The organism is Hungatella sp. SB206 (genome assembly GCF_051132295.1).
GTDB lineage: Bacteria > Bacillota > Clostridia > Lachnospirales > Lachnospiraceae > Hungatella > Hungatella effluvii.
The window spans coordinates 4027289-4046437 of sequence record NZ_CP096603.1 but is presented as its reverse complement, the minus strand read 5'-3'; the positions used below and the strand labels follow the sequence as shown (position 1 = coordinate 4046437).

Annotated in this window: 21 protein-coding genes and 2 riboswitches; of the genes, 17 read left to right on the top strand and 4 right to left on the bottom strand. The window is 49.8% G+C overall.

Going from position 1 to position 19149, the window contains the following annotated elements; genetic code table 11:
- Positions 1-29 precede the first annotated feature (29 nt).
- Positions 30-112, top strand: a riboswitch (ZMP/ZTP riboswitch).
- A gap of 69 nt (positions 113-181) precedes the next feature.
- From M1L66_RS17775 to fliB, 12 genes are all read left to right on the top strand, one after another.
- Positions 182-922, top strand: a complete 741-nt coding sequence (locus tag M1L66_RS17775) for an IMP cyclohydrolase (RefSeq protein ID WP_434687398.1) — start codon at positions 182-184, stop codon at positions 920-922.
- A gap of 26 nt (positions 923-948) precedes the next feature.
- Positions 949-2124, top strand: a complete 1176-nt coding sequence (locus M1L66_RS17770; RefSeq protein WP_110324224.1) for a phosphoribosylaminoimidazolecarboxamide formyltransferase — start codon at positions 949-951, stop codon at positions 2122-2124.
- A gap of 216 nt (positions 2125-2340) precedes the next feature.
- Complete coding sequence (locus M1L66_RS17765; protein ID WP_434687396.1) at positions 2341-3681, top strand: MATE family efflux transporter; 1341 nt, start codon at positions 2341-2343, stop codon at positions 3679-3681.
- 106 nt (positions 3682-3787) lie between these two features.
- Positions 3788-4438: an RNA polymerase sporulation sigma factor SigK gene (sigK, locus tag M1L66_RS17760; protein WP_002603873.1), complete on the top strand. Its 651-nt coding sequence runs from the start codon at positions 3788-3790 to the stop codon at positions 4436-4438.
- A 173-nt stretch (positions 4439-4611) separates the two neighbouring features.
- Complete coding sequence (gene licT / locus M1L66_RS17755; protein WP_434687393.1) at positions 4612-5439, top strand: BglG family transcription antiterminator LicT; 828 nt, start codon at positions 4612-4614, stop codon at positions 5437-5439.
- 25 nt (positions 5440-5464) lie between these two features.
- On the top strand, positions 5465-5956 hold the full coding sequence (locus M1L66_RS17750) for a PTS sugar transporter subunit IIA (RefSeq protein ID WP_002603875.1): 492 nt from the start codon (positions 5465-5467) through the stop codon (positions 5954-5956).
- A 12-nt stretch (positions 5957-5968) separates the two neighbouring features.
- Positions 5969-6223: an HPr family phosphocarrier protein gene (locus M1L66_RS17745; RefSeq protein WP_002603876.1), complete on the top strand. Its 255-nt coding sequence runs from the start codon at positions 5969-5971 to the stop codon at positions 6221-6223.
- Between the two features lie 73 nt (positions 6224-6296).
- Positions 6297-7757, top strand: coding sequence for an N-acetylglucosamine-specific PTS transporter subunit IIBC (gene nagE / locus M1L66_RS17740; protein WP_187023884.1), 1461 nt, complete (start codon positions 6297-6299; stop codon positions 7755-7757).
- Positions 7758-8014: 257 nt separating this feature from the next.
- Complete coding sequence (gene lepB, locus M1L66_RS17735) at positions 8015-8581, top strand: signal peptidase I (RefSeq protein WP_187023885.1); 567 nt, start codon at positions 8015-8017, stop codon at positions 8579-8581.
- A gap of 98 nt (positions 8582-8679) precedes the next feature.
- Positions 8680-10041, top strand: coding sequence for an MATE family efflux transporter (locus M1L66_RS17730; protein WP_434687390.1), 1362 nt, complete (start codon positions 8680-8682; stop codon positions 10039-10041).
- Between the two features lie 38 nt (positions 10042-10079).
- Positions 10080-10706 carry a manganese efflux pump gene (locus tag M1L66_RS17725; protein ID WP_187023922.1) on the top strand — a complete coding sequence of 209 codons (627 nt, stop codon included), beginning with the start codon at positions 10080-10082 and terminating at the stop codon, positions 10704-10706.
- 59 nt (positions 10707-10765) lie between these two features.
- Complete coding sequence (fliB, locus tag M1L66_RS17720) at positions 10766-11932, top strand: flagellin lysine-N-methylase (protein WP_434687388.1); 1167 nt, start codon at positions 10766-10768, stop codon at positions 11930-11932.
- 2 nt (positions 11933-11934) lie between these two features.
- Here the strand turns inward: fliB and M1L66_RS17715 are convergent, their stop codons facing one another.
- Positions 11935-12621, bottom strand: coding sequence for a DUF554 domain-containing protein (locus M1L66_RS17715; protein ID WP_187023888.1), 687 nt, complete (start codon positions 12619-12621; stop codon positions 11935-11937).
- A gap of 168 nt (positions 12622-12789) precedes the next feature.
- On the opposite strand from M1L66_RS17715, the gene M1L66_RS17710 reads away from it, so the two are divergent.
- Together M1L66_RS17710 and M1L66_RS17705 are read left to right on the top strand one after the other, a co-directional pair.
- Positions 12790-13434: a sugar O-acetyltransferase gene (locus M1L66_RS17710; RefSeq protein ID WP_187023889.1), complete on the top strand. Its 645-nt coding sequence runs from the start codon at positions 12790-12792 to the stop codon at positions 13432-13434.
- 204 nt (positions 13435-13638) lie between these two features.
- Positions 13639-14820 (top strand): N-acetylmuramoyl-L-alanine amidase family protein, encoded by a 1182-nt coding sequence (locus M1L66_RS17705; RefSeq protein ID WP_187023890.1) that lies wholly within the window; start codon positions 13639-13641, stop codon positions 14818-14820.
- A 111-nt stretch (positions 14821-14931) separates the two neighbouring features.
- On the opposite strand, the gene M1L66_RS17700 is transcribed toward M1L66_RS17705, so the two are convergent.
- Both M1L66_RS17700 and M1L66_RS17695 read right to left on the bottom strand, forming a co-directional pair.
- Entirely contained in the window at positions 14932-15624 is a 693-nt protein-coding gene (locus tag M1L66_RS17700) for an LrgB family protein (RefSeq protein ID WP_187023891.1), read from the bottom strand.
- Positions 15617-15988 carry a CidA/LrgA family protein gene (locus tag M1L66_RS17695; protein WP_002603885.1) on the bottom strand — a complete coding sequence of 124 codons (372 nt, stop codon included), beginning with the start codon at positions 15986-15988 and terminating at the stop codon, positions 15617-15619. Before M1L66_RS17695 ends, M1L66_RS17700 begins: the two co-directional genes overlap by 8 nt.
- Positions 15989-16132: 144 nt before the next feature.
- Here M1L66_RS17695 and M1L66_RS17690 point away from each other — a divergent pair, with 144 nt between their 5' ends.
- Together M1L66_RS17690 and M1L66_RS17685 are read left to right on the top strand one after the other, a co-directional pair.
- Entirely contained in the window at positions 16133-16678 is a 546-nt protein-coding gene (locus M1L66_RS17690; protein ID WP_434687384.1) for a phosphatase PAP2 family protein, read from the top strand.
- A gap of 65 nt (positions 16679-16743) precedes the next feature.
- A riboswitch (THF riboswitch) is annotated at positions 16744-16842 on the top strand.
- Between the two features lie 63 nt (positions 16843-16905).
- A complete protein-coding gene (locus M1L66_RS17685; protein WP_434687382.1) occupies positions 16906-17466 on the top strand; it encodes a folate family ECF transporter S component in 561 nt (186 codons plus the stop codon).
- Between the two features lie 2 nt (positions 17467-17468).
- On the opposite strand, the gene M1L66_RS17680 is transcribed toward M1L66_RS17685, so the two are convergent.
- Positions 17469-18248, bottom strand: coding sequence for an HD domain-containing protein (locus tag M1L66_RS17680; RefSeq protein ID WP_187023893.1), 780 nt, complete (start codon positions 18246-18248; stop codon positions 17469-17471).
- 91 nt (positions 18249-18339) lie between these two features.
- Here M1L66_RS17680 and M1L66_RS17675 point away from each other — a divergent pair, with 91 nt between their 5' ends.
- The gene (locus M1L66_RS17675) at positions 18340-19149 is read left to right on the top strand and encodes a Cof-type HAD-IIB family hydrolase (RefSeq protein ID WP_434687379.1); all 810 of its coding nucleotides are present in this window, start codon (positions 18340-18342) and stop codon (positions 19147-19149) included.

The following is a 19149-nucleotide window of genomic DNA, read 5'->3' as shown; positions in this document are numbered from 1 at the left end:
TCAGACCGGAATATTATATGATATGTGACAGAGTGACGTGCGACTGGCGGATAAGTGGAGAGATACCACGGGGAGCACGTTCGATAAGAAGCCGACCGCCTGGGCACCGCTTTTGGGGTATCCAGGCGGTTTTTTGTGTAATAGGAATTTCGGACGATACCACTATTTAGGAGGAAAGAAGATGAACATGATTTCACTGAAGGACGATTTGAAAGGCAATTCCTATCCAGGAAGAGGGATTATCATCGGAAAGACACCGGATGGAACAAAGGCGGTGGCCGCTTACTTTATTATGGGAAGAAGCGAGAACAGCCGCAACCGCGTATTCGTGGAGGACGGGGAGGGAATCCGTACCCAGGCATTCGATCCGGCGAAGCTTACCGATCCCAGCCTGATCATCTACGCACCTGTCCGTGTTCTTGGGAACAAGACGATCGTAACCAACGGAGACCAGACAGATACGATCTATGAGGGCATGGATAAGCAGATGACATTCGAGCAGTCCTTAAGAAGCCGTGAGTTTGAGCCGGACAGCCCCAACTATACGCCCCGGATCTCTGGAATTATGCATGTGAAGGGCTGTACGGACTGTGATGTCCAGGAAAAGGGCCATTATAATTATGCCATGTCCATCTTAAAGAGCAGCAACGGAAATCCTGATTCCTGCTGCCGCTATACATTTGCCTACGAGAATCCTGCTGCCGGAGAGGGCCATTTCATCCATACGTATATGCATGACGGCAATCCGCTTCCAAGCTTTGAAGGCGAGCCCAAACGGGTGGAAACCATGGACGACATCGACGCGTTCACCAGCCTGCTGTGGGAGAATTTAAACGAGGACAACAAGGTATCCCTGTTTGTACGGTATATTACGATTGCCACAGGTGCGTATGAGACACGCATTGTGAATAAAAACCAGTAATTCTTTATACAAAAGGAGAAAAAGCGATGAACGAATTAGAACTGAAGTATGGCTGCAACCCAAATCAGAAACCATCCAGAATCTTCGTGAAGAACGGAGATCTGCCGATCGAGGTGCTGAGCGGCCGTCCGGGCTATATTAATTTCATGGATGCCTTCAACGGATGGCAGCTGGTAAAAGAACTGAAAGAGGCGACAGGACTTCCGGCCGCGGCTTCCTTTAAGCATGTGTCTCCGGCGGGAGCGGCCGTGGGCCTTCCGCTGGACGAGACATTAAGAAAGATTTACTGGGTGGACGATATGGGAGAGCTTTCGCCCTTAGCCAGCGCCTATGCCAGAGCGAGAGGCGCGGACCGCATGTCTTCCTTCGGTGATTTCATCTCCCTGTCCGACGTCTGCGATGCGGATACGGCCAGGATCATCAAGCGGGAAGTCTCCGACGGCGTCATCGCTCCTGGATATGAGCCGGAGGCACTGGAGATATTAAAGTCCAAGAAGAACGGCAATTACAATGTCATCGCTATCGATCCCGCGTACAGACCGGAGCCGATCGAGCGCAAGTCAGTGTACGGCATTGTATTTGAGCAGGGAAGAAACGAACTGAAGATCAATGAGGAACTGTTAAAGGAAGTTGTGACTTCCAATAAAGAGATTCCGGATTCCGCGAAGATTGATCTGATTATCTCCCTGATCACCTTAAAATATACCCAGTCCAACTCTGTCTGCTTCGCAAAGGGCGGCCAGGCCATCGGCATCGGCGCAGGACAGCAGTCCCGCGTTCACTGTACGAGACTGGCAGGAAACAAGGCGGATAACTGGTTCCTGCGTCAGTGCCCGAAGGTCTTAAATCTGTCCTTTGTCGACAACATCCGCCGCGCGGACCGCGACAATGCGATTGATGTCTACATCGGCGAGGACTATATGGATGTGCTTGCAGACGGCAGATGGGAGAGTATTTTCAAGGAAAAACCAGAGGTATTTACAAAAGAGGAGAAGAGAGCGTGGCTGGACCAGATGACAGATGTGGCCCTCGGCTCCGATGCGTTCTTCCCCTTCGGTGACAACATTGACCGGGCGTATAAGAGCGGCGTGAAGTATGTGGCTCAGCCAGGCGGATCTGTCCGTGACGATCAGGTGATTGAGACGTGTGACAAATACGGCATGGCGATGGCATTTACGGGGATCCGTCTGTTCCACCACTAATAATCTGCGTTTTAGCGGAGACAAAGTAAGACAAAAGAAAAGACAAAAAACGAGGCAAAGTATTGACAAATCGAAGATATTTGATAAAATATTAGTGGTTCATCGGAGGGATATAAATCGTTTGAATTTTATATGCCGGATAAGATGTCAGGTGGAAATCCTGATATTTTATCCGGCTTTTTTACGTAGTAAAGAAAGCTCAGGAGGTACCTTTATATGAATTCAACCACTCAAAACACACTGACAGAGGGAAAACTGGCCCCGGCGCTTCTGCGCTTTGCCGTTCCATTTCTCATCTCAAACTTTCTTCAGGCGTTATATGGAGCCGTCGATTTATTTGTCGTGGGACAGTTTTCGACTTCCGCGTCCGTATCCGCCGTGGCGATCGGCAGCCAGGTGATGCAGACAGTCACCTGGATCATCCTGGGAATATCCATGGGCGGGACTGTACTGATCGGTCAGAAGATCGGAGAGAAGAACGAGGAAGGCGCGGCGGAGGCTGTGGGCTGTGTCGCCGTCTTATTCGGCCTGATGGCCCTTGTCTTAACCCCGCTGATGCTGATTGCCGTTAATGGGGCTGTAGCCCTGATGAAAACCCCGCCAGAGGCGGTCAGTGCGGCGCGCAGCTATATCTTCATCTGTTCCTGCGGACTTCCGTTTATCACCGGATATAACGGCGTCAGCGGAATTTTCCGCGGGATCGGAGATTCACGGACTCCGGTAATCTTCATCGGCCTGGCCTGCATCGTCAATGTCATCGGCGATTTCCTGTTCACCGGCTGGATGGGCATGGGGGCTGCCGGAGCGGCTCTCGCCACGGTCATCGCTCAGGCAGTCAGCTTCCTGGCGGCCCTGGCATATATGTACAAAAAAGGATTTTCCTTCCCCTTTGGACGGCGTCACTTAAGACTCCACAGGAAACCGGCCGCCGCCATCCTCAAGGTAGGATTTCCACTTGCCCTGCAGGACGCGCTGGTCAACGTCTCATTCCTGATTATCACAACGATCATCAACACCATGGGACTGACCGCGTCTGCCGCCGTGGGAGTCGTGGAGAAGATCATCTCTTTTGCCATGTTGCCACCAAGCGCTATCGCATCGGCGGTGACCACGGTGACTGCGCAGAACATCGGGGCGAAGAAGCCGGAGCGGGCGAAGCGGGCGCTCTGGTACGGGATCGGCTTTTCCCTGATCTTTGGGATCGCAGTCTGTATTTTCGTCCAGTTTTCTGCGCCGCTGGTCACGGCGGTGTTCTCCAGGGACGAGGCCGTCATACTGGCGGCGGCCCAGTACCTCCGGTCGTACTCCTATGACTGCATCCTGGTCAGCTTCGTGTTCTGCATCAACTCGTATTTCAGCGGCAGGAGCAACGCGCTGGTCCCGTTTATCCACAGCATGATCGCGACCTTTCTTGTCCGGATTCCGGCGACCTACGGCTTCAGCCTGATCGCAGGGGACAGCTTATTTCCCATGGGACTTGCCGCGCCAATGGCTTCCTTCGTGTCCATCGTCATCTGTTTCGGCTATATGAGGTGGGAAGAGACGCGAAAAAGGTAAAAACGAGGGAAAATAAAAAGAAGTATAAGCCTATATTTTTTGTAAAAGCACTTTAAAAGGAAAGACGGCATAAAATGAGAGTAAGTAAGTTTTAAGGCGGCTTTCTTTGAAAACTTTTCCCAAACCTTTAACTGCGCGAGAGGAACGAGAGTGTCTGGAACGATACCAGGAAGGGGATCAGGAGGCGAGAGCCACACTCATCGAGCGGAATATGCGTCTGGTAGCGCATGTGGCCAAGAAGTATCAGAATACGGATTATGATATGGAGGACCTCCTGTCTGTCGGAACCATCGGTCTGATCAAGGCCGTCAATACGTTTCACACGGACAGGGGGTCAAGACTCGCCACCTACGCCGCGAAGTGTGTGGAAAATGAAATCCTCATGCTCCTTCGTGCTAATAAAAAATATTCAAAAGAGGTGTCTTTATTTGAGCCCATCGGAGTAGACAAGGATGGTGAGACCGTCAGCCTGGTGGATGTCATAGAGATGGAGAACAAGGAGGCTCTGGAGACCATCATCCTGAGCCAGGACATCAAGGAACTGTACGATGCGTTTGACCACTGTCTCAGAGACACGGAAAAAAAGGTGATCGGCATGCGGTACGGACTATACGGAGGAAAGGAGCACACCCAGCGGGAGATCGCTGATATGTTAGGAATATCCAGGTCCTATGTCAGCCGGATCGAGAAGAAATCCATTGAAAAATTACGTATGGAATTCGAGAAAAACAATAAAAAATCAGGAATTATTAAATAAGTATAAAAAATGTCTAAATAATTTGTTGACTTTTTCCTAGAGTTCTGGTATAGTATGAATTAAGTTAATACGAGATGGATTGTTACTGGTAAGCAGGCAAAACCAATTTTGATCAATGAAAATATAATTTTATTTTCGCTGGCAAAATTGGTTTTTTTATTTGTAGGTGAAGTATGAAAATTGACAAGATTATCAACAATAACATTGTCAGTGCCATAGAAGCGGATGGAAAAGAAGTCGTTATCATGGGCCGGGGACTGGGGTTTGGAATGAAGCCCGGGAAAGAGATTCCAGATGGAAAGATCGAGAAGGTCTTCCGGCTAGACAGCCAGAACAGCACGGATAAGTTTAAAGAGCTGTTGGCGAATCTGCCTCTGGAGCACATTCAGGCATCCACGGAGATCATCAATTATGCGAAAAGCGTGTTGAACCGGCGATTGAACCAAAGCATCTATATTACACTGACAGATCATATTAATTTTGCCATCGAACGATTTAAAGAGAAGATGATGTTTACCAATCCGCTGTTAAACGAGATCAAGACGTTCTACAAGGAAGAGTACTTAATCGGCGAGTACGCCGTGGCCCTGATTGAGCGAAGGATTGGAATTACACTTCCGGTGGACGAGGCGGGATTTATCGCGCTTCATATAGTAAATGCGGAATATAATACAGCCATGCGGGACACGATTGATATTACAACCTTAATTCAGAATGTTGTAAAAATCGTGAAAGAATATTTTTCCATGGATTTAGATGAAACTTCGCTGAATTACCAGCGTTTTGTCACGCATCTTCGTTTCCTGGCTCAGCGGATTATCGGAGGTGAGATGCTAAACAGTGAGAATCCGGAATTCAACCAGCTGATCAGTCAGATGTATCCGGAAGAATACGCGTGCAGTCTGAAGCTGAAGGATTATATCCAGGTGACCTACCACCATGATGTGACCGAGGAAGAAACGGCATATCTGGCTGTCCATATTAAGAGAATAAGAATTTAAGGAGAAGAAAGGAGATTGAGGAAACATGTTTAGTTCATTGAAAAAGATGTTTTCAGGAGGCGAGAAGGAGAGAGAGAAGATCCTTGCGCCGGTAGAAGGAAAGGCGGTACCGTTAAGCGAGGTCAGCGATCCGACCTTCAGTCAGGAAATACTCGGAAAGGGTGTTGCTATCATTCCGGAAAAGGGAAGAATCGTGGCTCCGGCCAGCGGTGTTCTGACAGTTATGTTTGAGACAAAGCACGCAGTCAGCGTAACGACTGACGGAGGCGCTGAGATCATCGTCCATGTGGGCCTTGATACCGTAAATTTAAAGGGAGAGCACTATACCTCCTATAAGAAGCAGGGAGAGCATGTCAAGGCGGGAGAGCTCCTTGTGGAGTTTGACATCGACGCGATCAAGGAAGCTGGCTACGATGTGATCACACCAATCATTGTATGCAACACGCCGAATTATCCGGATATGGTATGCCATACCGGCATGCAGGTTAAGGAACTGGATCCGATTATCGAATTATAGGGCTGGAGATCTATGAGGGAGTTCTTATATGAAGTGAAAGACCCTATGGGCTTTCACGCAAGGCCGGCTTCACGGCTGTTCATGAAGGCGAGAGAATACGAATGCCGGATTGACGTTGCCGCGGAAGGGGAAACGGTGGATGGAAAGAATCTTCTGGCTCTGATGAGTCTCGAGATCAGAGAAGGAGAGATGCTTCGGTTCAGGTTCGAGGGAACCGATGAGGAAGAGGCAGAGAAAGCACTTTTAGAGGTGCTGGACCAGATATGATTTGAACCTGTGATGGGCACAGGATCAGATAAATAATGTCCGTTAGGACAAAAAAGAAAGGGGTTTCTTTATTATGATGAAGTATTTGCAAAGACTTGGTAAATCATTGATGCTCCCCGTAGCGTGTTTACCTGCAGCTGGTATCCTGATGGGTATCGGTTACTGGATTGACCCGAATGTAATGTCGGGACTCGGTACGCCAAGCGCGCTTTCGTTCTTCCTTGTGAAGGCAGGCGGTGCGCTGATTGACAACATGGCGATTCTGTTCGCAATCGGTGTTGCAATCGGTATGGCTGATGACAACGATGGTACAGCGGCTTTAGCCGGTATTGTATCATGGCTGATGATTCAGCAGATTCTTTCACCTGCAGTAGTAGGTTCCTTAAAGGGAATTGATGTATCAGAAGTAAATGCAGCATTCTCAAAAATTAACAATCAGGCTATTGGTATCTTAAGTGGTTTGATTGGCGCTACCTGCTATAATCGCTTCAAGAACACGAAGCTTCCGGATGCACTTGCATTCTTCAGCGGTAAACGCAGTGTCGCAATTGTAACGGCTTTGGTATCGATCGTTGCTTCTCTGATTCTGTTCTTTATCTGGCCGATTGTTTATTCCGCACTCGTAGCTTTTGGTGAGTCGATCATCGGTTTAGGCCCGATCGGCGCTGGTATTTACGGCTTCTTCAACAGACTGCTGATTCCGCTCGGATTACATCATGCGCTGAATTCCGTATTCTGGTTTGACGTTGCTGGTATTAACGATCTGTTCAAGTTCTGGGGAACTGTCGATGGTGCGGTTTACGGACAGACAGGTATGTACATGTCTGGTTTCTTCCCAGTCATGATGTTTGGTTTACCGGCTGCAGCTCTTGCTATGTATCAGACCGCAAAACCGGGTAAGAAGAAAAATGCTTATGGTTTATTATTCGCAGCCGCACTTTGTTCCTTCTTTACAGGTGTTACAGAACCTCTGGAATTCGCATTCATGTTCCTTGCACCAGGATTATACTTAATCCATGCTGTATTAACAGGTATTTCACTGGCAGTCACAGCTTTACTTCCAGTCCGTTCCGGTTTCTGGTTCAGCGCAGGTTTCGTTGACTGGTTGCTGAGCATGAAGGCTCCAATGGCTGAAAATCCATTGTTTATGCTTCCGTTAGGTTTAGTTTACGGTTTGATTTACTATGTGGTATTCCGTTTTGCCATTGTTAAATTCAACTTTAAGACTCCTGGCCGTGAAGATGATGATGAACTTGACATGGATGAGTCAAAAGTTACATTAGCCAACAATGATTATACCCAGATCGCTACAATCATACTGGAAGGTCTTGGCGGCAAAGAGAACGTAACAAGTGTAGATAACTGCATTACCAGATTAAGACTGGAAATCAAGGACTACACAAAGGTTAGCGAGAAGAAGATTAAATCTGCAGGCGTTGCAGGCGTAATCAGACCAGGAAAGACCAGCGTACAGGTTATTGTTGGTCCTCAGGTACAGTTCGTAGCTGACGAATTCAAGAAACTGTGTAAGTAATCACGATAGAGAGACAGCCGGGCGGGTGACCGTTCCGGCTGTTTTACTATTTCATAGGAAAGTTCGTCCTGGGCCGCTGAAGTGACTGCGCTCCGGCGCGAGAGTCCGGCAAGCCGGACTCTTTATTCTACCAAAAAGGGGATTATCAGGAGGTTAGCCAAAAATAAATGTTAATTTTATGTGAAAAGGCTGAACGAAAGGTAAATTTTGTGGTAGAATAGGAAAAGAAAACAGAACAGCAAAGGAAATGTGCAGACATGAGAGAGAAAAAAGAAAAGTTACAGGAACAGGAAGAGCCGTTTGATCTGAAAAAAGAAATATTTGAATGGGTGAAGATCATCATTGCAGCTGCGGCGATCGCGTTCTTCCTCAACACCTTCATTATAGCGAACAGCACGGTGCCCTCCGGTTCCATGGAAACGACGATCATGACAGGAGACCGGATTATCGGTTCCAGGCTGGCCTATAAGCTCGGCGGAGATCCTGAGCGGGGAGATATTGTTATTTTCGATCATGAGACAGGACCCGGCAGCGAGGAAACACGACTGGTGAAGCGGGTCATCGGTTTGCCCGGAGAGACGGTGGAGATCAGGGACAATCAGCTGTACATTGACGGAGCCCTGCAGGACGAGCCGTATTTGCGGGAGGCGATGGATTCCGATGATTATCATTTTGAAGTGCCGGAGGGCTGTTACCTGATGCTGGGAGACAACCGGAATTACTCCGCAGACGCGAGATACTGGCCGGATCCCTATGTGCCGGAGAAGAAGATACTGGCAAAAGTTCTTTTCCGTTACTATCCCAGAATTGGAAAAATTAAATAATTTTCAGAAATAACTTGACCTTCCAGTTGCTGGAAGGTCTATTTTATGTAATAGAAAAGAGCTTTGTTAATGTTACGCAGACTGGGAGGAACTGGAAGATGAAACAGGAAAATAATCTGACGGAAGGAAATGTGTTCCGGGTTCTGCTGGAATTTTCGATTCCGTTTGTGATTGCAAATGTGATTCAGGCGCTGTATGGGGCCGTGGATCTGCTTGTGATCGGCAAATACTGTACGCCGGAGAGCGTCGCCGCGGTTTCCACGGGAACGCAGGTGACACAGATCATCACCAGCATGATTACGGGACTTACGCTTGGCGGAACCATCATGGTGGGTAAGTATACGGGGATGAATGCGAAGGAGGAGGTGAAGAAGACCATCGGGACGACGCTGTCCATATTCGGGTTGGCTGCGGTCGTACTGACGGTTCTGATGCTCTTTTTTACTCCGGCTATTTTAAGGCTGTTGAAAACGCCTGAGGAGTCGTTTGAACTGGCAAAGCTGTATGTGATCATATGCAGCTGCGGAATCCTCTTTATCTGCGGCTATAACGCCATCAGCGCGATCCTGCGGGGATACGGGGACTCCAAACGGCCCATGATGTTTATCGCCCTGGCCTGCGTGTTAAACATCGTGGGCGACGTGGTGCTCACGGGCCTCCTCGGCATGGGGGTGGCGGGAGTCGCCATTGCCACCATCGGATCCCAGGCGGTCAGCATGATCTGTGCGATCTGGTACTTAAACCGGAATCAGTTTATCTTTACCTTCCGGTTTGCCAATTTAAAAATCGACCGGGATAAGGCGCTGGAGCTGGCAAAGGTGGGGATTCCCATTTCCCTGCAGGAATGCATGGTGCGGCTCTCCTTCCTCTATCTGACCAGTGTGACGAACCGGCTGGGCGTCTATGCGGCGGCGGCCGTGGGCGTGGCAAGCAAGTATGATGTGTTTGCCATGCTGCCGGCCACCTCCATCGCCAACGCGCTGGCGGCCATCACCGCTCAGAATTACGGGGCGGGTAAGCCGGAGCGGGCAAAGCGTTCCCTTGCGGCAGGGCTTGCCTTTGCCGTGGCGGCTTCCGCAGTGTTCTGGCTGTGGGCCCAGGTGTCTCCGCAGACCATGATCGGGATTTTCTCAGATAACCAGGATATCATAGCGGCGGGGATTCCGTTTTTCACATCGTGCAGCTATGACTATCTGGCAGTCAGCTTCGTGTTCTGTTTAAACGGCTATTTAAATGGCAGGTCGAAGACCATTTTCACCATGATCAGCTGCTGCTTCGGAGCCCTGGCTCTGCGTATGCCTCTGATCTGGCTGGTCTACAGCCGCTGGCCGGATAATCTGTTCCGCATCGGAACCATCGCCCCGCTGGTGTCCGGATTTATGGCCTGTTATACACTTATTTACGTAATCTATGGCTTTTGGAAGGAGAGAAACGCAGGAAGGGTTTCCAAAACCGGTTAAGCGGAATATATTACTAGAAAAAGCAAAGACAGATGACTATGTTTCATATCCTGGTTTTAGTCCTGGCCCTCTGCATGGACACCTTTGTGGCCAGCATGGCCTATGGCGCAAATAAAGTGCATATTACATGGGAAAAAATCGTTGTCATGAATGCAATCTGCAGCGGTTGTCTGGGGATTGCGCTGGCGGCGGGAAGTGTACTGGACGGTCTGGTTCCGGAGAGCATGACCCGGATGGTGTGTTTTATCAGCCTTTTCCTTCTCGGCGTGGTAAAGCTTCTCGATTATACCATTAAGAAATACATTAACAGGCATGTAAGCCTGCATAAGGGAATTACATTTTCTTTCTCCGGCCTTCGTATCATTGTCAATATCTACGGAGATCCCATGGCGGCAGACTGGGACCATTCCCAGTCGCTGTCATGGAAGGAGGTTCTGTTTCTGTCCTTCGCCATGTCGATCGACAGCCTGATCGCGGGGGCACTCTCCGCATTTCTGGAAATACCGGTGGGACTGACGATGGGGACGGCGCTCATCATGGGAATCGTGATGATGTATGCGGGCCTTTTTTTAGGAAGAAAGCTGGCTTCCCGCTGCAAATGCGACCTCTCCTGGATCAGCGGCGTCCTGTTCATGATTCTGGCCGTGACAAAAAGCCTTTCATGAGTTATACTATGAGCACCTGGCAGGGTTTCCGAATGATCAGGTGACAGGAGATAAGAGAAATGAAGATAACAGTACCACATTATTACAGCCGGTTTCAGTGTGTGGCGGGCGAATGTCCGGATACGTGCTGCGCCGGCTGGCAGATTATGATCGATGACGCATCGTTAAAAAAATACAGGAAAAGAAGAGATCCCTTCGGCAGCCGGCTGAAGAATTCCATTGACTGGGAGAATTCTGCGTTCCGCCAGTATGACGGGCGCTGTGCATTTTTAGATGAAAATAATCTCTGCGACATCTATTCGGAGGCGGGGCCTTCCATGCTCTGCCGGACGTGCCGGGCGTATCCCAGGCATATCGAAGAGTTTGAGGGGGTGAGGGAGATATCTCTGTCGCTGTCGTGCCCGGAGGCTGCAAAGCTGATTCTGGACTGCGAGGAGCCGGTGCGGTTCCTGAGCAAAGAGACGGAGAAGGAGGAGACTTACCCTTATTTTGATTTCTTTCTTTATACGAAGCTCATGGACTGCAGAGATTTCATCATTTCCACGCTGCAGAACCGGGAGCTTGACTGGAACCTGCGCACGGGAATCGTGCTGGGGCTGGCTCATGACTTACAGCGCAGAATCGTGAATGACCGTCTGTATGAGACGGATTCCCTGCTGGAGCGTTACGGAAGGAAGGGGGCTGTCGGGAAGCTGGCCTCCAGGCTTTTGGCGTATCAGATTGACGGAGAGAGCCGTTTTGACGGGATGAAAGAACTGTTCGGCTTCTTTGACGAGCTGGAAGTGTTAAATGCCGGCTGGCCGGATTATATCGGGCGGATCAGGAAGGTTCTGTACGGAGCAGGGGAAAGTGAGTATGAGACGCAGAGACAGGAATTTTATGAATTCTTAGAGGTATCGGAGAAGCGGCGTGAGACATGGGAGCGGTGGTCTGAGCAGCTGATGGTCTACTTTGTGTTTACCTGGTTCTGTGGTGCGGAATACGATGAACGCCCCTATGAGAAGATGAGGCTGGCCGTGGTGAGTACGCTCCTGATCCGTGAAACGGCGCAGGCCCTGTGGAAAGAGCAGGGCGGCGTACTGAATAAGAACGTGTTTTTTGAGGCCGCACGCCGCTATTCAAGAGAGGTGGAACACTCTGATCTGAACCTGGAACGCCTGGAGACCCTGTTCCGTGAGGAGAAGGTCTGCGGCCTGGACCGGCTGCTTTCGCTGGTCATGGGGTGAGATTAAAAGAAATGGCAGAGCAGAACCGGAAGAAACGGCGCCAGCAGGAAGTTGGCAACCTTGATGTCGGTTATTTTAAGCATATTGAAGCCGATGGCCATTATGATCAGGGAGCCAACGCACGTCATTTCATTGACGACAGGAGTTGTTAAGAGCGCGGATACGGCGCCGGCGGACAGCGTCAGCGCCGCCTCGTAGAGAAATACCGGGACGGAGGCCAGAGCGGCTCCGGGCCCCAGGGCGGCAGCCATAACCATGGTGGACACGAAATCGATTAAGGACTTGGCATAGAGAATCTCATGATTGCCGGACAGTCCGCTCTGGAGGGAGCCGACGATCGCCATGGCTCCCACGCAGACGAAGATCGTACAGCTGACAAAGCTCTCCGCAAAGGTGCTGTCCGAGGAACCGCGGATGAGTCTGGACTGAAGACAGTATCCGGCCCGGGTCAGCTGGCGGTCGATGTTGATGAGTTCTCCAAACAGCGTTCCGATCACCATGGAGAGAATGGCAATGATGACCTGTTCCCCCTTTAACGCGCCGCTTATTCCCACGAATACGACGCAGAGGCCCAGGCCCTGGGTCAGCGTGCGGTCGAGCCGCTCCGGGATTCCTTTCTTTAACGCACTTCCGGCGAGTCCGCCGGCGAGCACCGCGGCTCCATTGATCAGGGCACCATTAAGTATCATATCGTTTCACAATTTCCTTTCCTGTTTCGGACTGTCTGCCGTCCGTTTTATCCATTAGTATAGCAGAAAGCCCGGGGAAAGGAAACTGGAAATGATACTGTTTTACGTTTTACAACCATAATGGACTGTGATAGAATAAAAGAAAAAAGCAACCGGAGGTACAGAAATATGTCATTGGAAGGCAAGATGAAGAACGGCCGCTTATACTGCGAATTCGGCCACGAGATGGAAGAGAATAAGGCATATGAGAAGAAAATTGAATACCAGCGCGTGCATTGTAAGGAACTGGTCTATGATTATAATCAGACAAGACCGTCGAATGTAAAGGAAAAACGGAGGATTTTAGACGAACTCCTGGCGGAAGCGGGAGAGGAAATCTGGATTGAATCCCCCGCCTTTTTTTCATACGGATGCAATACGCATATCGGTCACCACTTTTATTCCAATTTTAATATGTGTGTCGTCGATGACTGTGAAGTATTTATCGGCAACTACGTGATGTTTGGACCGAATGTGACGCTTACGGTCACGGGACATCCTGTCTGGGGAGAGTACCGCCGCAAGGGTGCTCAGTTTTCCCTGCCTATCCATATTGGGGACGATGTATGGGTCGGATCGAATACAATTATTCTGCCGGGCGTGACGATCGGAAACGATGTGGTGATCGGAGCCGGCAGTGTGGTAACCCACGATATTCCATCCCATTCGGTGGCCTTCGGGACGCCGTGCAGAGTGGTGCGGGAGATAACAGAGGAAGACCGGTTGTCTTACCGGAAGGGTTGTCCGGTTAATGAGGACTGGGACAGAGACTAGAAACTGAAAAATCAGATTAAAGTTACAAAAAAACCGCTGAAAAGTCATAAAATAACAAAATGGTTACATATTAAAAAAAATAACTGGAAAAGTCTGTCATAAAAATGTAATATATCGTAATGATAAAGAAATTGAAAGATATTGGTTGTTTTACTATAATGAAGATAGAAAATAACTGGTGCATTTTTATGAGGAGGATTTGATATGAAAGGAAAGCGGTTAGGGTTTATTATGACACTGGTCCTGATCATGGCGCTGGCCATGCCGGCATGGGCCGCAGATACGAAGATTGATTCGGTGAAGCTGGACTTCTCGTACTCGGGAGAGGAACCGAAGTCAGGCAATGAGATCGGCCGAATTCACGTGAAGGCGCCGGATGGACAGCCATTTTCCGTTGAGTACGCGGAGTATTCAAACGAAGGCGACGTCTGGGTAGTCGGCGACCGGCCGCTGGTTCATGTAGAACTGACGGCGAAGAGCGGATACCGTTTCAGCTCCACATCGAAGAGCAGATTTACGCTAAACGGATGCAGCGCAGTCTATAAGAAGGCCAGAATTTATGACGACGGGACACAGATGGAACTGGAGGTATATTTAAAGAGAATAGGCGGAACCTTAAGCAGTGTTCAGAACCTGGAGTGGGGCGGAAACGTGGCTTACTGGGATCCGCTGGAAGGCTCGAAGGAATACGAGGTCCGTCTTTACCGCGACGAGAAATCGGTAGTGACCGTCAAGACAACAGACAGCAGCTATAATTTCGCGAACAATATGGACCGTGAGGGTTCCTATACCTTCCGTGTCCGTGCCATTGCAAGCTATAATTCCAGAGCAGGTGAGTGGTCCGACTATTCTGAGGATTACTACATTGACGAGGATGAGGTCTGGTACTACGGCGGCAGCGGAGCATGGCAGCAGAACGCCAGAGGCTGGTGGTACGCATATTCTGGCGGCGGATATCCGAGAAGCTGCTGGAAGCTGATAGACAACGCATGGTATTATTTCGACGGCGAAGGATATATGACGACAGGCTGGAGACGGATCGACGGCAATAACTACTATCTGGGACCTGACGGCAAGATGCGCACCGGATGGCAGCAGATCGACGGGGCGTGGTACTACCTGGACGGAAGCGGCGTGAGAACGACGGACTGGCAGTATGTGAACGGACGCTGGTACTACATGAATTCCAGCGGAGTGATGCAGGTCGGATGGCAGAGAATCAACGGCGACTGGTATTATCTGGATGGAAGCGGAGCCATGATGACGGGCTGGCAGTATATTAACGGAGCGTGGTACTATCTGGACGGAAGTGGCGTGATGTACGCGGGACGTTGGACTCCGGATGGCAGATATGTGGATTATAATGGAGTCTGGGTTCAGCAGTGATGCAGGTATCTGGCAGTAACGCGGGTATTTAGCAGCGGTGCAGATAAATGGGTACAGTGGAACTTTCCACTGTACCCATTTTTGACTCTTTTTTAAACTCAGAAATAGTGGTTAAATAAAATTCGCAAATACCGATGCGAACAACACCGTGCAAAGCCCGGACACGGCGATGGCGAGGCTGCTCATGGCTCCTTCGATTTCGCCCATTTCCATGGCTTTTGTGGTGCCGATGGCGTGGGAGGCAGAACCGATGGCAATACCCTTTGCGACCGGTTCTGTGATGTGGAAAAGACGGCAGACGGTCTCCGCGATGATGTTGCCGATGATTCCCGTGATGATAATGCAGGCCACGGTGATTGTGACAATGCCGCCCATCTCCTCCGATATACCCATGCCGATTGCGGTGGTTATGGACTTTGGAAGAAAGGTGACATACTGTTCGTGAGTCAGCTTAAAGAGAAGCGCAAGTACCAAAACAGTCGCCATCGTGGTCAGAACACCAGTCACGGTTCCCGCCAGAATAGCCCTGGCGTGCTTTTTCAGCAGGCTTAGCTGCTGATAGAGCGGGACGGCCAGACAGACGGTGGCCGGAGTCAGCAGATAGCTTAAGTATCTGGCGCTTACATTATAGCTTTCATAGTCAATGTGGAAAACGGATAAAAATATCATGACTGCGATAATGGATATCAACAGTGGATTGAAAATCGGAAGTCTGAACTTCGCCTTGAGAAAGAGGCCCAGTTCATATCCCATGATGCTTACGGCTGCTCCAAAAAACAAAAACTCTTTTATCATCTCATTCATGTTCCGGTACCTTCTTCTTTTTGTCAGATCTTATAAAAAACTGTGTAATTTTCCCAGAGACGACCATAACCACCACTGTGGAGACCATGGTGATGACCAGAAAAGGGATGAGGATCGGCCGGAGCAGTCCCCAGGAATCGAGAAGTCCCACCGCAGCAGGTATGAACATCAGCGGCATAATGTCGATTAAGAAGTAACTGGCTTCCTGGACGCTGTCCAGAGGTATCAGCTTCGTCTGAAGCCCCGCGAGCATAATAAGCAGCCCGTAGATGCTGGCTGGAACTGGCAGAGGAATAAAGTAGTGAAGCGCTTCCCCAATCAGGGAAATTATCAGGATGATACTGAATTGTTTGATGAATTTCATGTCTTTTGCCTCCCTTTATGTATCATTCGTTTAACTACGGTTTATCCTAAACTCAAATAAGCCGCTTGTCAAATATTTTTTCAACTGTTATAATACCCATTACACCGAAAAAAACAGATTCATACTGGAAGGAGCTTATAAATCATGATAGAAGCGGAGTTTGGAATTCTTTATTTTCTGCAGTCCATCCATACGCCATGGCTGGATGTGGTGATGAAAAATATTACCCATCTGGGGGACAGCGGAATTTTCTGGATTCTCACGGGACTTGTGCTGTTCTGTTTTAAAAAGACGAGGAAGATGGGATTCTGCGTTCTTTTATCCCTGGCAGGCGGTTTACTGATCGGCAATATTCTCTTAAAGAATTTAGTGGCGAGAGACCGGCCGTGCTGGATCGATCCTGCCGTACAGCTGCTGATCGAAAATCCGGGGGATTTTTCCTTCCCTTCCGGCCATACCATGGCCTCCTTCGAGGCGGCTGTGAGCATCTTTCTCTATAACCGGCGCTGGGGAGCGGCGGCGCTCGTTCTGGCGGCGCTCATTGCATTTTCCAGGCTGTATCTCTTCGTTCATTTTCCGTCGGATGTTCTGACCGGACTCGTGCTGGGAGTCGTGATCGCGCTGGCAGTCCATAAGGGCGTGGAATGGCTGGTAAGACAAAAGAAAGAAAAGAATGGAGATGCCGAATGAAAAAATATTTGCATTTTCCGTATTCTGTGATATACTGAGTTCGTTACAAATTACAAATCAATATTAGCAGAGTAGGTTTGTGTGCGTTAAGTGCTGGTTGAACAGGGAGTTGTCAGCCGGACGAAAAGATTTCTCTTGCGGTACACGAATCGCATCCCGCTGCATCAGAAGATGATACGTTTATTATCTCCGGTTGTAGTAAGAGGTCTGCAAAGGAGGTATTTTTTATGAAAAAATTCGTCACTTTGTTCACCGATTCTTACAAAGAACTGAAATCTGTAAGGACCATCACTACCGCGGCTATGCTCGCGGCCATCGCCATTATTCTGGGCATGTTTTCCATCAATGTTGGCAGTACCATCCGAATCGGCTTTTCCGGCATTCCAAACGGCGTATGCGCCTATTTATTCGGACCTGTGGTAGGCGGAATCTTCGCCGGAGGTCTGGATGTGCTCAAGTATCTGCTGAAGCCTGCCGGACCATTTTTCCCGGGGCTTACGGCTGTCGTCGTACTGGCGGGCGTGCTCTATGGCTGCTTCTACTATAAGAAGCCCATCACCTTCTGGAGGGTGCTGTTAGCCAAGTTTGTAGTCATGCTGATCTGCAACGTGATCTTAAACACCCTGTGTCTGTCCGTCCTGTACGGCAAGGGCTTTATGATGATCCTGCCGGCCAGAGTGATCAAGAACCTGATTATGTGGCCCATTGATTCCATGATCTTTTACAGTGTTTTGAAGGCATTAAACCTGCTTGGGATTTTAAAGGCGGTCCGTACGAATTTTGCGTAATTTTAACGGCTGCTCCCGGCAGTGGATTCTGATAAAAAGTTCCAGGCCGCCTGACGGATGAGCTCCATCTTCCGCCGGGTGGCCTCGTTGCTGTATGGGACCCGGTCGATGAGCTTATCGATGGTACCGCGACCGGCCACAATACGGCGGCTTTCCGGAAAGTTTAAGTCATAGATATAGCCGAGGTAGGAGATCCACATATCCATGTGCGTCACACGGTCGGCGTTTTTGATGGGACAGCGGTTTAAGAAGGACGTGAGGATATGGTCGGAGATGGCCTCCGCGCCCAGCTCTTCGGCTTCGACATCCAGCATCGCGTGGATGGAGTCCTGCTCCTTTACCCGGAAATTATCGAGTTTATCGGCATCCCGGATGAGCATGGAATGGAGGCGTTCCTTTCCGGTGAGGGAGTTGTCCATCTGATAGAACCCATGATTCTTAATGGCCGTATAGATGATGGAATCGTAGGCGCGTTCCGGAATGAAGCTGCGGATCAGATGGTCCCCGAACAGAATCGAGAGGCTTAACTCCGCGTGAGGAACGATGGAATCGTCGAAGCTGTCGTATCTTTTCAGCTGTTCGAAGCGGCCGATGTCGTGGAGAAGCGCAATGTGCAGGGCCAGGTCGGTGTCCTCATCGGAGAGGCCAAGGCCTTTGGAGATCAGCCGGGCGGCGTCTGTTACGCCGTAGGTGTGTACGATTTTCAGCCGGATTTTCTCGTTTTTCGTGTCATACTGCTTTAAATATCCAGCAAATATTTTTTTTGCCTGTGTAAAATCCATGGACAGAACCCTTCTTTCATACTATAATCTTAAGTGTCTGCATTATACTACGAATCGCAGACGATGGCAACTTGTAAAGGAAGAGATGAGAATGAGCAAAAGGCAGATCAGAGCCATATTTTTTGATATAGACGGGACGCTGCGTGATTTCGAGACGAAGAGGGTTCCGGAAAGCACAAAAGAGGCGCTGCGGAAGGCGAAGGAGGCAGGAATCCTGCTGTTCATCGCTACCGGGCGCCATAAGCTTGAGATCGAGGAGGAGAATCTCCTGGAGGACATGGAATTTGACGGATTCGTCACGTTAAACGGGCAGTACTGTTACTGCGGCGGCCACGTTGTATACGATGATCCCATTGACGGCGCGGAAGTCGATGCCATGTTGACGCTTATCGGGAAAGATCCGTTTCCCTGCCTTTTCATGGAGGATGACCGCATGTATATCAACATGGTGGACGACATCGTGGAGAAGGCCCAGGCGGGAATCGGGACAAGAATTCCGCCCGTTATGGATGTGAGGCGTGCGTCAGAGCATCCGATCTACCAGATCGTGCCCTATATCGGCAGGGCGCGGGAGGAGAAGATCCGGCGCGCGGTTCCCGGATGTGAGATCATCCGGTGGCACGATGAATACGCCGTGGATGTGATTCCGCGGGGCGGAAGCAAATGCATCGGAATCGAGAAGATGGCAGCCCATTTCGGCCTGTCGCTGGAGGAGACTGCGGCGGTCGGCGACGGAGCAAACGATGTTTCCATGGTGGAGATGGCCGGTCTAGGCATCGCCATGGGCAATGGAAAGGCTGTGGTGAAAGCCGTGGCGGATTATATTACGGATTCGATAGAAACGGATGGCCTTCTAAAGGCTGTCTTCTATATATTAGAGAATAATCATCAGGAGGAATGA

Coding starts and splice junctions, on each gene's coding strand:
- M1L66_RS17775 (WP_434687398.1), top strand. CDS start 182: ATGAACATGATTTCACTGAAGGACGATTTGAAAGGCAATTCCTATCCA.
- M1L66_RS17770 (WP_110324224.1), top strand. CDS start 949: ATGAACGAATTAGAACTGAAGTATGGCTGCAACCCAAATCAGAAACCA.
- M1L66_RS17765 (WP_434687396.1), top strand. CDS start 2,341: ATGAATTCAACCACTCAAAACACACTGACAGAGGGAAAACTGGCCCCG.
- licT (WP_434687393.1), top strand. CDS start 4,612: ATGAAAATTGACAAGATTATCAACAATAACATTGTCAGTGCCATAGAA.
- M1L66_RS17750 (WP_002603875.1), top strand. CDS start 5,465: ATGTTTAGTTCATTGAAAAAGATGTTTTCAGGAGGCGAGAAGGAGAGA.
- M1L66_RS17745 (WP_002603876.1), top strand. CDS start 5,969: ATGAGGGAGTTCTTATATGAAGTGAAAGACCCTATGGGCTTTCACGCA.
- nagE (WP_187023884.1), top strand. CDS start 6,297: ATGATGAAGTATTTGCAAAGACTTGGTAAATCATTGATGCTCCCCGTA.
- lepB (WP_187023885.1), top strand. CDS start 8,015: ATGAGAGAGAAAAAAGAAAAGTTACAGGAACAGGAAGAGCCGTTTGAT.
- M1L66_RS17730 (WP_434687390.1), top strand. CDS start 8,680: ATGAAACAGGAAAATAATCTGACGGAAGGAAATGTGTTCCGGGTTCTG.
- M1L66_RS17725 (WP_187023922.1), top strand. CDS start 10,080: ATGTTTCATATCCTGGTTTTAGTCCTGGCCCTCTGCATGGACACCTTT.
- fliB (WP_434687388.1), top strand. CDS start 10,766: ATGAAGATAACAGTACCACATTATTACAGCCGGTTTCAGTGTGTGGCG.
- M1L66_RS17715 (WP_187023888.1), bottom strand. CDS start 12,621: ATGATACTTAATGGTGCCCTGATCAATGGAGCCGCGGTGCTCGCCGGC.
- M1L66_RS17710 (WP_187023889.1), top strand. CDS start 12,790: ATGTCATTGGAAGGCAAGATGAAGAACGGCCGCTTATACTGCGAATTC.
- M1L66_RS17705 (WP_187023890.1), top strand. CDS start 13,639: ATGAAAGGAAAGCGGTTAGGGTTTATTATGACACTGGTCCTGATCATG.
- M1L66_RS17700 (WP_187023891.1), bottom strand. CDS start 15,624: ATGAATGAGATGATAAAAGAGTTTTTGTTTTTTGGAGCAGCCGTAAGC.
- M1L66_RS17695 (WP_002603885.1), bottom strand. CDS start 15,988: ATGAAATTCATCAAACAATTCAGTATCATCCTGATAATTTCCCTGATT.
- M1L66_RS17690 (WP_434687384.1), top strand. CDS start 16,133: ATGATAGAAGCGGAGTTTGGAATTCTTTATTTTCTGCAGTCCATCCAT.
- M1L66_RS17685 (WP_434687382.1), top strand. CDS start 16,906: ATGAAAAAATTCGTCACTTTGTTCACCGATTCTTACAAAGAACTGAAA.
- M1L66_RS17680 (WP_187023893.1), bottom strand. CDS start 18,248: ATGGATTTTACACAGGCAAAAAAAATATTTGCTGGATATTTAAAGCAG.
- M1L66_RS17675 (WP_434687379.1), top strand. CDS start 18,340: ATGAGCAAAAGGCAGATCAGAGCCATATTTTTTGATATAGACGGGACG.